Annotated in this window: 13 protein-coding genes and 3 pseudogenes; 5 read left to right on the top strand and 11 right to left on the bottom strand. The window is 70.3% G+C overall.

The window, feature by feature from the left end; translation table 11 throughout:
* Positions 1 to 86: 86 nt before the first annotated feature.
* Positions 87 to 209 (bottom strand): annotated as a pseudogene (locus KTN05_RS14540) (L,D-transpeptidase); the annotation flags it as partial.
* Positions 210 to 256: 47 nt separating this feature from the next.
* On the opposite strand from KTN05_RS14540, the pseudogene soxC reads away from it, so the two are divergent.
* The 3 genes and pseudogenes from soxC to KTN05_RS14525 all read left to right on the top strand — a co-directional run bounded on the left by soxC (position 257) and on the right by KTN05_RS14525 (position 2,942).
* Positions 257 to 1,527 (top strand): annotated as a pseudogene (gene soxC / locus KTN05_RS14535) (sulfite dehydrogenase).
* 125 nt (positions 1,528 to 1,652) lie between these two features.
* Positions 1,653 to 1,886 (top strand): annotated as a pseudogene (locus KTN05_RS18725) (c-type cytochrome); the annotation flags it as partial.
* A gap of 3 nt (positions 1,887 to 1,889) precedes the next feature.
* Positions 1,890 to 2,942: a PHA/PHB synthase family protein gene (locus KTN05_RS14525; RefSeq protein ID WP_371823379.1), complete on the top strand. Its 1,053-nt coding sequence runs from the start codon at positions 1,890 to 1,892 to the stop codon at positions 2,940 to 2,942.
* 282 nt (positions 2,943 to 3,224) lie between these two features.
* On the opposite strand, the gene KTN05_RS14520 is transcribed toward KTN05_RS14525, so the two are convergent.
* The 9 genes from KTN05_RS14520 to KTN05_RS14480 are packed head-to-tail and all read right to left on the bottom strand — an operon-like array spanning position 3,225 to position 10,083.
* Positions 3,225 to 3,620, bottom strand: a complete 396-nt coding sequence (locus tag KTN05_RS14520) for a CBS domain-containing protein (RefSeq protein WP_254368240.1) — start codon at positions 3,618 to 3,620, stop codon at positions 3,225 to 3,227.
* Positions 3,617 to 3,790: a (Na+)-NQR maturation NqrM gene (gene nqrM, locus KTN05_RS14515; RefSeq protein WP_217330118.1), complete on the bottom strand. Its 174-nt coding sequence runs from the start codon at positions 3,788 to 3,790 to the stop codon at positions 3,617 to 3,619. Before nqrM ends, KTN05_RS14520 begins: the two co-directional genes overlap by 4 nt.
* 4 nt (positions 3,791 to 3,794) lie before the next feature.
* Positions 3,795 to 4,772, bottom strand: a complete 978-nt coding sequence (locus tag KTN05_RS14510; protein WP_217330117.1) for an FAD:protein FMN transferase — start codon at positions 4,770 to 4,772, stop codon at positions 3,795 to 3,797.
* Between the two features lie 3 nt (positions 4,773 to 4,775).
* Positions 4,776 to 5,996: an NADH:ubiquinone reductase (Na(+)-transporting) subunit F gene (gene nqrF, locus KTN05_RS14505; RefSeq protein WP_217330116.1), complete on the bottom strand. Its 1,221-nt coding sequence runs from the start codon at positions 5,994 to 5,996 to the stop codon at positions 4,776 to 4,778.
* A complete protein-coding gene (locus KTN05_RS14500; protein ID WP_217330115.1) occupies positions 5,993 to 6,604 on the bottom strand; it encodes an NADH:ubiquinone reductase (Na(+)-transporting) subunit E in 612 nt (203 codons plus the stop codon). Before KTN05_RS14500 ends, nqrF begins: the two co-directional genes overlap by 4 nt.
* Positions 6,601 to 7,260 carry an NADH:ubiquinone reductase (Na(+)-transporting) subunit D gene (locus KTN05_RS14495; RefSeq protein WP_217330114.1) on the bottom strand — a complete coding sequence of 220 codons (660 nt, stop codon included), beginning with the start codon at positions 7,258 to 7,260 and terminating at the stop codon, positions 6,601 to 6,603. Before KTN05_RS14495 ends, KTN05_RS14500 begins: the two co-directional genes overlap by 4 nt.
* Before the next feature lie 3 nt (positions 7,261 to 7,263).
* Positions 7,264 to 8,061, bottom strand: a complete 798-nt coding sequence (gene nqrC, locus KTN05_RS14490; RefSeq protein ID WP_217330113.1) for an NADH:ubiquinone reductase (Na(+)-transporting) subunit C — start codon at positions 8,059 to 8,061, stop codon at positions 7,264 to 7,266.
* Positions 8,054 to 8,848, bottom strand: a complete 795-nt coding sequence (locus tag KTN05_RS14485; RefSeq protein WP_217330112.1) for an RnfABCDGE type electron transport complex subunit D — start codon at positions 8,846 to 8,848, stop codon at positions 8,054 to 8,056. Before KTN05_RS14485 ends, nqrC begins: the two co-directional genes overlap by 8 nt.
* A complete protein-coding gene (locus KTN05_RS14480; protein WP_371823378.1) occupies positions 8,845 to 10,083 on the bottom strand; it encodes a Na(+)-translocating NADH-quinone reductase subunit A in 1,239 nt (412 codons plus the stop codon). The genes KTN05_RS14485 and KTN05_RS14480 overlap by 4 nt, the downstream gene beginning before the upstream one ends.
* Positions 10,084 to 10,199: 116 nt before the next feature.
* On the opposite strand from KTN05_RS14480, the gene KTN05_RS14475 reads away from it, so the two are divergent.
* The gene (locus KTN05_RS14475; protein WP_254368239.1) at positions 10,200 to 11,378 is read left to right on the top strand and encodes a cytochrome c3 family protein; all 1,179 of its coding nucleotides are present in this window, start codon (positions 10,200 to 10,202) and stop codon (positions 11,376 to 11,378) included.
* Between the two features lie 83 nt (positions 11,379 to 11,461).
* Positions 11,462 to 14,293 carry a cation-translocating P-type ATPase gene (locus tag KTN05_RS14470; RefSeq protein ID WP_217330111.1) on the top strand — a complete coding sequence of 944 codons (2,832 nt, stop codon included), beginning with the start codon at positions 11,462 to 11,464 and terminating at the stop codon, positions 14,291 to 14,293.
* Positions 14,294 to 14,409: 116 nt separating this feature from the next.
* Here KTN05_RS14470 and KTN05_RS14465 read toward each other — a convergent pair.
* The coding region (locus tag KTN05_RS14465; RefSeq protein WP_217330110.1) for a DUF1275 family protein at positions 14,410 to 14,667 on the bottom strand (258 nt) is incomplete at its 5' end.

Raw genomic sequence — 14,667 nt, 5'->3', positions numbered from 1 at the left:
CTTTGCGGGCCCTTGGCTTCGACTTGCAGGAAGTGCTTGCCCTGCGGGCGTTGCGGCGGAGGCCGTGGTCCCCGCCGCGCAGCGTCTCAGACGATGCGGACCTGCGTTCCGACCTCGCAAAGCTCGAAAAGCTCGGCGATCTTCTCGTTGTAGAGCCCGATGCAGCCATCCGAGGACAGCCGACCGATCTTGCGGGTCGGCACCGTGCCCGCGCGCGGCGCCGCATCACACATCACCATCAAGGGAGTCTGAGGCCATGAACGGTCCCACCCCGACCACACGCCGCGGATTCCTCCGCGCGGGCCTCGCAGCAGGCGTGGCCGTCCCCGTGACAGCCACGCTCGCCCGCGCGCAGGCCGCGCCCGATCCGCTGATCACCGAAGTTCAGGACTGGGCGCGCTACACCGGCGACGGCGTGGACGTCACGCCCTACGGGATGCCGATCCACTTCGAAGCCGATGTGATCCGCCGCAACGTGCCGTAGCTGACCGCGGACACGATCAGTTCGATCAACGTCACCCCGATCCACGCGCTCGATGGGACGATCACGCCCGCCGGCTGCGCCTTCGAGCGGCATCATTCCGGCGCGACCGAACTGTCGAAGCCCGATTACCGGCTGATGATCAACGGTTTGGTGGACCGCCCGCTGGTCTTCACCTATGCCGACCTCGAGCGCTTCCCGCGGGCGCAGGGCGTCTATTTCTGCGAATGCGCCGCGAATACCGGGATGGAATGGGCCGGCGCGCAGCTGAATGGCTCGCAGTTCACCCACGGCATGATCCGCAACATGGAATATGTGGGCGTGCCGCTGCGCACGCTGCTGGAGGAAGCCGGGGTCCAGCCAGAGGGCAAGTGGGTCTATGTCGAGGGCGCCGATGCCTCCTCGAACGGCCGCTCGATCCCGCTCGAAAAGGCGATGGACGACGTTCCGGTCGCCTTCAAGGCCAACGGCGAGGCGCTGCGGAAGGAACACGGCTATCCGGTCCGGCTGGTGGTGCCCGGCTGGGAAGGCAACATGTGGATCAAGTGGCTGCGGCGCATCGAAGTGACCGATGCCGCCGTCGAGAGCTGCGAGGAAACCTCGAAATACACCGACACGCTGGAGAACGGCATCTCGCGGAAATGGACCTGGGTGATGGACGCCAAGTCGGTCGTCACCGCGCCCAGCCCGCAGGTGCCGATCACCCACGGTCCGGGTCCGCTGGTCACCACCGGGCTGGCCTGGTCGGGCTGCGGCGCGATCACCCGCGTCGATGTGTCGAAGGATGGCGGCAGGACCTGGGAGACCGCGCGCCTCGCCGCGCCCGGTGGGCCGATGGCGATGACGCGGTTCTATCTCGACACCGAATGGGACGGCTCGGAGATGCTGCTGCAATCCCGTGCCATGGACGAAACCGGCTATGTCCAGCCGACCAAGGATGCCTGCGCGAGATCCGCGGGCTGAACTCGATCTATCACAACAACGGAATCCAGACCTGGTGGATCAAGCAGGACGGGAGCGGCGAGAATGTTGAAGTCTCTGTTTAACGATGCCGCGCTTGGTGCATTGATCCTCGCCGCCGCAGGGGCGACGGCGCAGGAAGCGGCCACCTCCGCAATGCAGGCATCGGCGAACGCCGCCCCCGTCCAGACGGCCGCCGCCACGCCGGCATCTGGCGGCAAATTCAGTCTCGGCCGCGAGGTGCTGCCCGAGGAGATCGCCGCATGGGACGTCAAGGTCATGCCGACGGGCGCGGCCTTCCCGAGGGCTCGGCGACGTCGCGACCGGCGAGGAACTTTTCATCGAGCACTGCGCAAGCTGCCACGGCGACTTCGCCGAGGGACTGGACAACTGGCCGAGCCTCGCCGGCGGCGAGGGGACGCTGGACCACGACGACCCCGACAAGACGGTGGGAAGCTTCTGGCCCTATCTCTCGACGGCCTGGGATTACGTCCACCGCTCGATGCCCTTCGGGCAGGCGCTGATCCGGCACCTGGTCGAGACGGGGCACACGGTCTTCTGCATCTCGTGGCACAATCCGACGGCCGAGGACCGCGCCCTGTCGATGGGCGATTATCGCCGGATGGGGGTGATGGCGGCGCTGGATGCCGTCCGCGACATCGTGCCGGAGGCCAGGGTCCACGCCGCCGGCTACTGCCTCGGCGGAACGCTTCTGGCGATCGCGGCCGCCGCAATGGGCGGCAGCGGTGACGACCGGCTCGCCTCGGTGACGCTGTTCGCCGCGCAGACGGATTTCACGGAACCGGGGGAACTCGCGCTTTTCATCGACCACAGCCAGTTGCGGGTGATGGAGGGGATGATGTGGGATCAGGGCTATCTTGCCGCAGGCCAGATGGCGGGGGCCTTCCAGCTTCTGCGGACCAACGACCTGATCTGGTCGCGGCTAGTCAAGGACTACATGACCGGTCAGCGGAGCCCGATGACGGACCTGATGGCCTGGAACGCGGACACGACCCGCATGCCCTACCGGATGCACAGCGAATATCTGCAGCGGCTCTATGTGGACAACGAACTCGCCGCCGGGCGCTTCGTCGTCGATGGCCGCCCCGCCGCGCTTCAGAACATCCGCGTGCCCTTGTTTGTCGTCGGGACCGAGCGGGACCATGTCGCCCCGTGGCGGTCGGTCTACAAGATCCACTATCTCGCCGACACCGACGTGACCTTCGTGCTGACGAGCGGCGGACACAATGCGGGCATCGTCAGCGAGCCCGGCCACCCGCGCCGGCACTTTCGCGTGGCTTGCCAGCGGAAGGACGATCGCGTCGTCGGGTCGGAAGACTGGCTTGCGGCGGCGCCGACGAAGCCGGGGTCATGGTGGCTGGAATGGACTGCCTGGCTTGAAGCCGGTTCGGCTCCGCAACGGGTTACGCCGCCCGCCCTGGGCAGCGCGAACCATGCCCCGGTCATGGATGCCCCCGGCAGCTACGTCCTGCAGCGCTGACGGCGCCGCCGGATCAGCCCGTCTTGATCCACTCGTCAGCAGAGGAGCCGGGCAGCCTGTCATTGCGGCAATCGAGACGACCGCGTGCCGTGCTTCGGGGGTCGGACTATCGAGCCGTGGGATCAACCACCCGGGCAGGCTGGGAGTTGCGGATTCGCGCATGGGATCACCACCCGTCCGATCGGACTCAAGGGACTCGAGACAACTCCCTGGGGGATCGTCGAGGTCACGTCCGGCGCGCTGTCTCCACGCCCCCGCGGCCAAGACCCAGCGCACGGCGGATCACCCCAGCCGCAGCAGCGCGGCGAGCAGGTCGGAGCGGTGCAGGACCCCGACGAGCTTGCCGTCCTTCAGCACTGGGAACAGCCGGTGGGGGTGGACAAGGAACGCCTCGCCGGCGGTCACGATGTCGGTTCCGGCGTCAAGCGTCGTGAGCGTCGCGGACATGACATCGCCCACGGTGCCGGTCCATTGGCGGTAATAGCTGGCGTTCAGCGCCGCGCGGAAGCAGTCCTTCTGGGTCAAGATGCCGACCAGCGCGCCGGTGTCGTCCACGACCGGCGCGCCTGACGCGGTCGCGGAGACGAGGGCCGCCGCGGCCTCGCGGATCGGGGTGGCGGGGGTCAGAAGCGGGCCCTCGGCGCGCATGACGGCTCCGATGGTCGCGGGCATGTTCATCGCGGCGTCCTTTCGGCTTCGGCTCGGACGGGGCAATCCTCGCAGCGGGCGCCGGGGATGCAGTCGATGCCGCCGCAGGAGCCGGTGAGCGGCCTGCGGCCGAACATGACACCGACCGCCATCCCGGCGGCGGCGAGGGTGAAGATCAGCACGGCGAACAGGATCTCCATCGGATCACGCCAGATGGGCGGCGAGGGCCGCCGTCATGTGCCGCCGCAGCCCATCGCCGTCGCGGAACAGGAACAGGGCCGCGATGCCCCGCGCCTCGGCCAGCGCCGGGCCGCGACCCTCCCCGGCGGCGAAGAGAGCGGTGGCCCAGCCATCCGCTTCCATCCCGCTGTCCGCGACGACGCTGACAGAGGCGAGCGCGCCGGCCACCGGCTCGGCGGCGGGCGGGTCGATGATGTGGCCGTAACGCCGCCCGGCCAGCGTATAGCCGTTGACCTTGTCGCCCGAGGTCGCGACCGCGCGGCCGCCCAGCCGCAGGATCTCGGCCGCGCCGGTCGCGCCCTCGCGCGGATCCTCGACGGCGACGTGCCAATCGCGCCCGGACGGGTGGCGGCCGTGCGCCGCCAGTTCCCCGCCGAGATCCACCAGAACGTCGCGCGTTCCCGCGTCCAGCAGCAGCGCGGCGAGCCGGTCCAGCGCGTAGCCCTTGGCGATCCCGCACAGGTCGAGCGTCAGGCCTGCATCGGCCTTGCCGATGCCCCGGTCGCCCGCCTCGATGCCGCGCCAGCCTTCGCGGCGGCTTTCGCCCGCGATGGGGCCGAAACCCCAGCGACTGACGAGCGGGCCGACGGTGGGGTCGAACGCGCCGCCGCTCGCCTCGGCCAGCCTAAGGGCGGCGCGGGTGACTGCGGCGGTGTCAGTGGCCACTGGCATCTCGCGCAAGCCACCGTTGAAGCGCCCGATTTCCGAGTCCGCGCGCCACGGCGACATCTGCGCGTCCACCTCGGCCAACAGCGCCGCGATGCGTGCGACCGGCGGGCGGGGCGCGTCTACAGGCAGCGTCACCCGCCAGCCGGTGCCGAAGGCCGCGCCTTGAAGCGTCTCGCTCGGCCCCGCACTCCGTGCCAATGCGGGCGCGGCGAGCAGCGCGGGCGCGGCAGCCAGCAGGGTGCGGCGGCTCAGGCGGATGGGCGTGTCAGGCATCGGTCAGCCTCCGAAATCGTCGTTGAAGATGGCGTGCGGCTCGACCCCGAGCTTGTCCAGCATGGCGAAGACCGCCGCGATCATCACCGGCGGGCCGCAAAGGTAATACTCGCAATCCTCCGGTGCCGGATGGTCCTTCAGCGCGGCGCGCACGGTCTCGTGGATGAAGCCGGTGGCGCCGGTCCAGCGATCACCCGGCGCGGGGTCCGACAGCGCCGGGGTCCAGCCGAAGTTCGGATGCGCGGCGGCGATCGCCTCGAATTCGTCCTGATAGAACAGGTCCGCCACCGTGCGGGCGCCATAGAAGTAGCGGATGCGGCGGGGCGTGCCCTTGGCGATCTGCTCGTGAATCATGGCGCGGAGCGGAGCCATGCCGACGCCGCCGCCGATGAAGATCATCTCGCGCCCGGTCGGCTGGACGTGGAAGTCGCCGAACGGGCCGGACACGTCCACGCTGTCGCCGGGGTTGCGGGCGAAGAGCCAGGACGAGCCGATCCCCGGCGGGATCTCGCCCTCTTGCCCCGCAGGCGGCACCGCAAGGCGGATGTTGAACACGATCCGGCCGTGATCCGCGGGGCGGTTGGCGATGGAATAGGCGCGGGTGACGGGCGCGTCGCTGGTCCCGCGCAGCCTCGGCCAGCCGGCGACGGTCCATTCCTCGCGGTATTCCGGCTCGATCCCGATGCCCGCGAAGTCCAGCGCATAGGACGGCGCGGTCAGCTGCATGAAGCTGCCGGCGCGGAAATCGAAGTCGCGGCCCTCGGGCAGTTCCAGCACCAGTTCCCGGATAAGCGGCGCCAGCATCCGGTTCGAGACCACGCGGCAGGGATAGGTTTCCGCCGACATCACGTCGCCCGGCACCTCGACCGTGACCGGCCCGCGCAGCGAGACCTGGCAGGCAAGGCGCTTGTGCGCCCTCTGCTCGGCCGCGGACAGCAGCCCCTTTTCGGTGGCCTGCACCTCGCCGGCGCCTTCGCCGGTGGCCGTCACGCGGCACAGCCCGCAGGTGCCCGCCCCGCCGCAGGCCGCCGGAATGGCGATGCCCGCGCCGTGCAGCACGCCCAGCAGCTTGTCCCCGCGCCGGGCCTCGATCCGCCGCCCGTCATTGACAGTCACCGCCACCCCGACCTCGGGAATCAGCCGCCGGCGCGCGGCGACGAGGCCCGTGGCCAGCAGCGTCACCAGCAGGATGATGACGGCGGAGCCGAGGGCGATCTCGATCATGGCGCCACCATCTGCGCGAAGGCCGAGAAGCCGAGCGACATCATGCCCGTAAGCAGGAAGGCCGAGCCGAGGCCCCGCAGCCCGTCCGGCAGGTCGGCATAGGCCAGCCGCGCCCGGATGGCGGACAGCATGATGACCGCCAGCGCGAAGCCCGCCCCGCCGCCGAGGCCGAAGACGAGGCTTTCGACGAAGCCATAGCGCCGCTCCTCCATGAACAGGCTGCCGCCGACGATGGCGCAGTGAACGGCGAGCAGCGGCAGGAACACCCCGAACGAGGCGTGTATGGCAGGGAAGAAGCGGTCGAGCAGCATCTCGACTAGCTGCACCATCGCCGCGATCACCGCGATGAAGGACAGCAGCGACAGGTGGCTGAGGTCGAGGTCCGGCATTCCCGCCCAGGCCCACGAACCGGGCGCGAGCAGGTGCGCGTAGATCACCTGATTGAGCGGCACCGTCACCCCCATGACGAGGATCACCGCGAGGCCGAGGCCCACCGCCGTTCCCGGCCGCCGCGACAGCGCGAGGAAGGTGCAGAGGCCGAGGAACAGCGTCAGCGGCATGTTCTCGACCAGCATGGCGTTCAGGAACAGGGCGCCGAGGTCGTTCATCGTTGGGCCTCCGCGACCTCGGGGGTCTGGAACTCGGGCTGCTCGACCTGCTCGGGGATGAGGCTCCGCAGGCCCCAGATCATCAGCCCCAGCAGAAAGAAGGCGCTGGGGGCCAGCATCATCAGGCTCAGCGGCTCGAACCAGCCGCCCTGATCGACGGTCGGCAGGACCGTGTGGCCGAGCAACTCTCCCGCGCCGAACAGCTCGCGGACCCCGCCCATCGTGACCAGCACCAGCGAATAGCCGAGGCCGTTCCCCAGCGCGTCCACCGCCGAGGGCAAGGGCGGGTTCCGCAGCGCGAAGGATTCCGTCCGGCCGAGGACGAGGCAGTTGGTGGCGATCAGGCTGACATAGACCGACAGGCTCTGGCTCAGCTCGAAGAACCACGCCTGCAGGATCTGGTCGATGACGATGACCAGCGACGCCACGATGATGATCTGCAGCATGATGCGGATCGTCGAGGGGATATGGCGGCGGATCGCGCTGATGATCGCGGCGCCCATGACCAGCACCGCGGTCAGCGCGACCGACATGGTCAGCGCGGTGGCGACGGTGGTGGTCACGGCCAGCGCCGAGCAGATGCCGAGGATCTGCAGCATCACCGGGTTCTGCCGGATGAGCGGCGCGGCAAGGATGGGCCAGAGCTTCGGCTGCATGGACTAGAACTCCCTCCGCCGGATCGCGTCGAGCAGCGGGCCGTAGCCGTCCGGGCCGAGCCAATAACGGATCATGCCGTTCACGCCGTTGACCGTGCGGGTCGCGCCGGTGATGCCGTCGACCTCGTATTCGCTGGTCGCCGCGCCGCGCGCGACCGAGATGACCGGGGTGCCGGCGGCGTCCACCGCCGGCCGGCCCGCGAACTGCGCCTGCCACGCCGGTTCCTCGATCCGCGCGCCGAGACCGGGGGTTTCCGACTGGCGCGTCACGGTCATGCCGGCGAGGGTCTTAAGGTCGCCCTCCAGCGCCAGCATCGCCTCGATCGGGCCGCCATAGCCGCTGCCGACCACGGGCAGGATCAGCAGGCGGATCTCCTCGCTCTCGCGCAGGATGAAGATCTGGGCAAGGTCGGGGCGGGTGCCGATGCCGGCCGCGTCGTCCTGCGGCGGGATGGCGGACCAGTTCGCCTGATCGTTCAGGGCGGCCGGCAGCGTCTCGGGCGTCACGCCTTCGGCGGCGTGGCCGGTGTCGAGGTCGATCACGACGGTCGAGAGGCTCTCGCCCGCGGCGGCGAGCAGGTCGGTCATGCCGGGGATGGCGGCCAGCAGGGATTCCATCCGCGCCTGTTCCTCGGCGGCGCGGTTCTGGGCCTGGATCGGTAGCAGCAGGACGGTCGCGACCGTCACCAGCACCGCGCAAATCGCGGCGGTGACGAAGGCCATCGCGATGGTCTTGCCGCGGCTCTCGTTCGGCATCGCCAGCATGCGGCGCCAGGCGGATACGGGGTTCAGGTCAGCCAAGTCGCTTCCTCCCAAGTCGCCTGGCCCGCCGTGCGAACCAGCAGGCGATCGCGATTTCGTCCAGAAGCGGCGCGGCGAGCGAGGTCAGCAGCGCGGCCGATATGGCAAGCTGAACCGGCGCGGCATCCAGCCAGAAGGCCCCGAAGGCCAGCACCAGCGCGGCATAGAGCGCGCCGTTCAGCCAGCGCCCCAGATGGGTCGCGGCGCTCGTGACCGGCTCGGCCACGATCAGCGCGAGGATGACGAGGGCGGCCGTCAGCACCTCGCGCGGCAGGGCAGCCCCGGTCGCCCAAGCGACGAGGGCGACGGCGAAGGCGCCTGCAAACACCCGCCACGGCACCACCCCGAAACCCACGCCGATCAGCGCGGCGGGGATCGCCGCCCAGCCGAGCGTCACCTGCAATTCGGGCCACGGCGCGGCGGGATAGCCGAAGCCGAGGAACGCCAGCGTCACCGTCGCCGGGTTCAGCACGTTTCGACCCCAGCCGCCGAAGGCGAGTTCCGCCACCACCACGCCGAAGCTGATCCCGAGGACGAGTTGCACCGGCCCAAGGCCCTGCGGCGCCAGCATCGCGATCAGCAGCGCGGCATGGGCGCCGGAGAAGGACGGCGGCTGCGCCCGCGCGAGCATGAAGACGAGATGCCATATCCCCGCCATGACCAGCACAAAAACCAGCCGCCCGAGCACCTCCGGCCCGCCGTGGACTACCCACATGACCGCCACCGGCAGCGCCGCGGCGAGCAGCAACAGGGCGGCGGTCTCGCGGGTCCAGATACCGCGGATCATGCCGCGCCGCTCTCGATGCGGTCCAGCATGGCGCGCAGCAGCCCGGCCATCCGCGGCTCGGCCCCGGTGATGTAGTCGGCCAGCGCTACATCCTCCTCCAGCAGCGACAGCCCGCCGAGCCGTTCCACGGTCTCGGCGTCGCCGGCGGACAGCGCGCGCAGCAGCGGCAGCACCGGGATGCCCCCCGCCATCGACTGGTCCAGCGCCGCCGTCGGGATCAGCGGCAGCGGCCGCGAGGCGCGGCTGAGCGCGCCCCGGAACCAGTGCGGCGGGGGGGCGGGCTCGGGGCGCGGTAGGACCGTCACCTGCCGGTCGCGCAGGCCGAGGAACTGCGCCTCGCGCCCGTCCAGCGCCGAGCCGGTCAGCAGCAGCCGCGCGCCGGGGGTGACGAGCCGCCAGGTCAATTCGCGCAGGTCGGCGCCGGGCTGGCAGCGCACCAGCCGCGCCTCGCGCAGCGCCGGTCCCGCGACCGATACCAGCCGGGTCTGCGGCACGTGGCCGGTGCGCAGCAGCTCGCCGATGCCGGCGACATCCTCGGCGGCGATGTCCCAGACGGGGCGGCCGGGCCGGGCGGGGTGGTGGCGGTGGATGTGGCTTCCAGCAAGGCCGTCCGGGTGCAGCCGGCCCGCGCGGTGGACCCGCAGCCGGTGCGAAGTCGGGGCTAGATCGGGCCCATCACCCTGCACCAGATGCAGGCGTTCGGCCAGTTCTGACAGCGCAGAAAGGCCGCGCGCGAAATCCTCCTTGCGTCCGGCGAGCGCCCGATGCGGATCGGGCGCCATCGGTCGGGTATCGGCGGCCATGACGAAGATCGCCGAGGGCGCCTCGTCCGGCGCGGCAAACCGTCCAAAAGGACGGGAGCGGAAGGCGGTCCACATGCCCGACTCGAGCAGAGCCGCGCGCCGGTCGCGCCCTTCATGGCGGTGCCGCCCGCCGGCGTCTTCGCGGAAAATGATGAGGCGCGAGAGCCTGCGCCCTGGCCCGAGCTCCACCCGCGCGATCCGGCCCGCGACGGGGGCGGTCAGCACGATTTCCGGCTGCCGGCGCGAACGCAGGACTGGCTGGCCCTGCGCCACCATCGCGCCTTCCTCGGCCAGCAGATCGACGCGAAAATCGGCCTCCTGCGTGGCGGAGATCGCCGATTCCTCGGTCAGCGTCATCTCGGGTGCCGCTTCAAGAGGAAGGGCGGGGCCGGCCAGCGGGACCGACAGGCCCCGACGGAAGAGTGTCGTCACGGGTTGCCTCCTGGCGACGGGTCTCTTCTGCCACCGGGCCGTTGTGGGGCCCGGCGGGCTTTGCTAGCCTGTTCGTATCAAGGCATCGCCGCCGCATCAACCGAGAGGACCACACATTGGCTGGCCCCCGTCGATTGCCCCCGCTTGCCCGCCTCGGCCTTGCCGTCGCGATGGTCGCGCCCGCCCTGATGCTCGGCGCGGTCGCCCAGCCCGCCCCTGAGCCTGCCCCGGAAGCACCCATACCCTACACGCTGCCCAGCATGGCGCCGGCGGGGGCCGGGCCGGGCGGCAACGCCGCGATCACCACGGCGTGGACGCGGTCGGGCCATGCGGATGCAGGGTCCGAATCCTTCGCCCACTGGAACGAGGGCGGCGCGATCCCCGGCATCTGCGCGACCTGCCATTCGGGGCAGGGGTTCCGCGCGCTCTACGGGCTGGATGGCAGCGCGCCGGGCGTGCCGGAGCATGCCTTGCCGACCGGCGGCGTTGTCGATTGCGCGACCTGCCACCACCCGCGGTTGTCCGAGGTGACCGAGGTGCGGCTGCCCACCGGCGCGATGCATCCGGTCGGCGCAAGCGAGGCGACCTGCCTCACCTGCCACCAGGGCCGTGCCTCTGGTCAGGGCGTCGATGCCGCCGTGGAACGGGCGGGCAGCACCGGGGACGACACGCCGAACCCGGAACTGGGCTTCGTCAACCCGCATTATGCGATCGCGGCGGCGACGTGGCTGGGGGGCTATGGCGGGCTCGGCTACCAGTATCCGGGCAAGGACTACGAGGGCCGCTTTCTGCACGCCCCGGCGGTCGCAACCTGCACGTCATGCCACGATCCTCATGGCCTGCAAGTGGCGCAGGACACCTGCCTCACCTGCCACCAGAGCGGCGATCCCAAGGCGATCCGCATCACCCGGCAGAGCCACGACGGCAGCGGCGACACCGCGAAGGGCATCCACGCCGACATCGCCGCGAACGCGCGGCTGCTGCTGGAGATGGTGGCCGACTACGCCGCCGAGGTGAGCGGAACGCCGATCCTCTACGATGCCCTCCGGCATCCTTATTTCTTCGCCGATGCGAATGGCGACGGGGTCGCGGACCAGTCCGGGGGTGCGCCGGTCGCTTATGGCGCCTGGACGCCGCGGCTGCTGCGGGCGGCCTATAACTGGAAGTTCGTCGGCGCCGACACCGGCGCGCATGTCCACAACCCGCATTACGCGCTGGAACTGCTTTACGACTCGATCGAGGACCTATCGGGGGCGCTGGGGCGCGATTTCGGGGCGCTAGGGCTGGTCAGGTGACTTGCAGCCGGCGTTGACAGTTGATGGCGCGGGCAGGCTCCGAGCGATCGTTCTGCGAATCCGAACCCTGCGAGGCTCCGTCCATGCGCAACGAGACACGGGACATGGAACAGGGCGAGCCCTGGCGGCGCAGCGCCGACGAGGTGCTGGCCGCGCTCGGCAGCGACGGCCGCACGGGGCTGAGATCGGCCGAGGCGAAGGCGCGGCTCTCGCGTGTCGGCCCGAACGAGCTTGCCGCCGAGGAGCGGGTGCCGGAATGGCGCAAGTTCGCAGCCCAGTTCACCGACGTGCTGGTGATCCTGCTGATCGTCGCCGGCGCGGTCTCGGCGCTGCTGTGGCTGGTCCAGCGGGACTCGGCGCTGCCCTACGAGTCGCTGGCGATCTTCGCCGTCGTGATTCTCAACGCCGTGATGGGCTACGTCCAGCAGCACCGGGCCGAGGCGGCGGTGGCCGCGCTCCGCCGGATGTCGGCCGCGCAGGCCGAGGTGATCCGCGACGGCGAGCGGCAGACCATCCCTGCTGCGGAGCTGGTGCCCGGCGACGTCATCGTGATCGAGGAGGGCGACACGATCCCCGCCGATGCGCGGTTGATCGAGGCGACGGCGCTTCAGACCGCCGAGGCGGCGCTGACCGGCGAGAGCCTGCCGGTCGAAAAGCACATCGATCCGATCGGCGGGGAAACCGCCCTCGGCGACCGGCGCAGCATGGTCTTCAGCGGCACGGCCGCGACCTACGGCCACGGCCGCGCGGTCGTGACCGGCACCGGCATGGAAACGGAAATGGGCCGCATCGCCGGCCTGCTGCACGCCGAGGAGGAGGAGCGGACGCCGCTGCAGAAGCAGCTCGACCGCGTGGGCAGGCTGCTCGCGCTGATCGTGTCGGCCATCGCCGTTGTGATGGTCGCGTCGATCCTGTGGGTGCAGGGCGTGGACAGCGTCGCGGGTTTGTTCGACGTGCTCATCATCGGCGTGGCGCTGGCGGTGGCGGCGGTGCCCGAGGGCCTACCGGCGGTGGTGACGGCGGTGCTGTCGCTGGGCGTGCAGCGGATGGCCCGGCGCAACGCCATCGTGCGCCATATCGCCGCGGTGGAGACGCTGGGCTCGGCCACGATCATCGCCTCGGACAAGACCGGGACGCTGACGCGCAACGAGATGACCGTTCGCAGGATCGTGACGGCAAGCGGCCGGGTGGAGTTCGCGGGCACCGGCTATGCGCCTGATGGCGAGGTGACGCGCGCGGATGGCGGCGCGATCGAAGGGCCGCTTCAGGTCGAACTCACCCGCGCGCTGACCGCCGCGGACTGCGCCAGCAACGCCGTCCTGCATCAGGAGGACGGCCGCTGGACCGTGCAGGGCGACCCGACCGAGGGCGCGCTGATCGTGGCGGCCCGCAAGGCGGGGCTGGCGGACGAGGCGCTCGCCCGCTTTGCACGGACCGGCGAGGTGCCGTTCTCGTCCGAACGCAAGTTGATGAGTACGATCCATACCGACAGCGAACAGGGAGGCGCGGCGCTCGCCTTCGTCAAGGGCGCGCCGGACGTGCTGCTGTCCCGCTGCACGGCCGAGCAGATGGGCGATGAGGCGCGGCCGCTGACCGATGACCGCCGGGCCGGGATTCTCGCGGCGAACGACGACCTTGCGGGCGCCGCGCTGCGGACGCTGGGCGTGGCCTGGCGGCACCTGCCGGATGGCGCGGGCACGGCGGATGAAGACGAGACGGATGAAGACGGGGCGGACGAGACGGTCGAGCGGGAACTGGTCTTCCTCGGCCTGATCGGCATGATCGACCCGCCGCGCGACGAGGCGAAGGCGGCCGTCGCCCGCGCGAAGGCCGCCGGCATCCGCCCGATCATGATCACCGGCGACCACCCGACCACGGCCGAGGTGATCGCCGCCGAACTCGGCATCGTCTCCGACCAACGCGTCGCCACCGGCGCGGAGATCGAGCGCATGTCCGAGGACGAGCTTGACCGGGCGGTGCGCGAGACCTCGATCTTTGCGCGCGTGAATCCCGAGCACAAGCTGCGGATCGTGAACGCGCTCCAGCGCGGCGGCATGACCGTCGCGATGACCGGGGACGGCGTGAACGACGCCCCGGCGCTCAAGACCGCCGATATCGGGGTGGCGATGGGGATCACCGGCACCGACGTGTCCAAGGAGGCCGCGGACCTCGTGCTCGCCGACGACAACTTCGCCACCATCGTCGCGGCGGTCGAGGTCGGGCGGGCGATCTACGCCAACATCCGCAAGTTCCTGCGCTACCTGCTGTCGTCGAACATCGGCGAGGTGATGACGATGTTCCTGGCCGTGCTGCTGGCCTGTCCGCTGGGTTTCACAGGACCGGACGGCGGCATCGTCCTGCCGCTGCTGGCCACGCAGATCCTGTGGATCAACCTCGTGACGGACGGGGCGCCGGCGCTCGCCCTCGGCGTCGATCCGCCGGATGCGGGCGTGATGAACCAGCCGCCGCGCCCGCCGGCAGAGCCCGTGATCACGGGGCGGATGTGGGTCGGCATCTTCTTCGTCGGCGCCGTGATGGCGGTCGGCACGCTCGCCGTCTTCGACGCGGCGCTTCCGGGCGGGCTGATCGAGGGCACGGGCGACCTGGCCCATGGCCGGACGGTGGCGTTTACCACGTTGATGCTGTTCCAGCTTTTCAACGCCTTCAACGCCAGGTCGGACACCCGCAGCGCGTTCGAAGGGATCTTCCGCAGCCATTGGCTCTGGGCCGCCGTGGGGCTGTCGCTGCTGCTGCATGTCCTGGTGGTTTACGTCCCGTTCCTGCAGCAGGCGTTCTCCACCACGGCACTGTCCTTCCGCGACTGGCTCATCTGCGTGTTGGTGGCGAGTTCGGTGCTGGTGGTGCGAGAGGCCCAGAAGGCCGGGGCGCGGACGCGGTCAGGGTCCGCGCGCTAGGCGGCGCTGTCATTCGCGGGGCACGGCAGAGCAGTCAACACACGAAGGCCGGAAGGCTGAAAGCGTCAGGTGAGCAGCATCTCGCGGCGACTGGCAGGACTGCTTCGTGCTACCCGCTACACGCCGCGCCGCCTGCGAAGCAGAGAGGGCACCGAGAGCGCCAGCAGCACCGCGGCGAGCGGGAGGGCGAAGACGAAACCGGCTCGGGCGAAGCCGATTGCACCGACAATGCCGCCTCCCACGAATGTCCCGACAAGCTGGGTCTGGATTCTGAGCCTCGCCCTGTCGGCCGCAATCCGCCTTGACGGGTGAGCGCGGCCGAAGACCTCGCGGCCCAGTTCGATTCCGATATCCGTGATCATGCCGGTCGCATG

The sequence above is a fragment of the Paracoccus sp. Z118 genome, from assembly GCF_019061185.1.
GTDB lineage: Bacteria > Pseudomonadota > Alphaproteobacteria > Rhodobacterales > Rhodobacteraceae > Paracoccus.
This window is presented reverse-complemented; position numbering and strand designations above follow the sequence as displayed.

Coding starts and splice junctions, on each gene's coding strand:
- KTN05_RS14520 (WP_254368240.1), bottom strand. CDS start 3,620: ATGAACATGCCCGCGACCATCGGAGCCGTCATGCGCGCCGAGGGCCCG.
- nqrM (WP_217330118.1), bottom strand. CDS start 3,790: ATGGAGATCCTGTTCGCCGTGCTGATCTTCACCCTCGCCGCCGCCGGG.
- KTN05_RS14510 (WP_217330117.1), bottom strand. CDS start 4,772: ATGCCTGACACGCCCATCCGCCTGAGCCGCCGCACCCTGCTGGCTGCC.
- nqrF (WP_217330116.1), bottom strand. CDS start 5,996: ATGATCGAGATCGCCCTCGGCTCCGCCGTCATCATCCTGCTGGTGACG.
- KTN05_RS14500 (WP_217330115.1), bottom strand. CDS start 6,604: ATGAACGACCTCGGCGCCCTGTTCCTGAACGCCATGCTGGTCGAGAAC.
- KTN05_RS14495 (WP_217330114.1), bottom strand. CDS start 7,260: ATGCAGCCGAAGCTCTGGCCCATCCTTGCCGCGCCGCTCATCCGGCAG.
- KTN05_RS14485 (WP_217330112.1), bottom strand. CDS start 8,848: ATGATCCGCGGTATCTGGACCCGCGAGACCGCCGCCCTGTTGCTGCTC.
- KTN05_RS14470 (WP_217330111.1), top strand. CDS start 11,462: ATGCGCAACGAGACACGGGACATGGAACAGGGCGAGCCCTGGCGGCGC.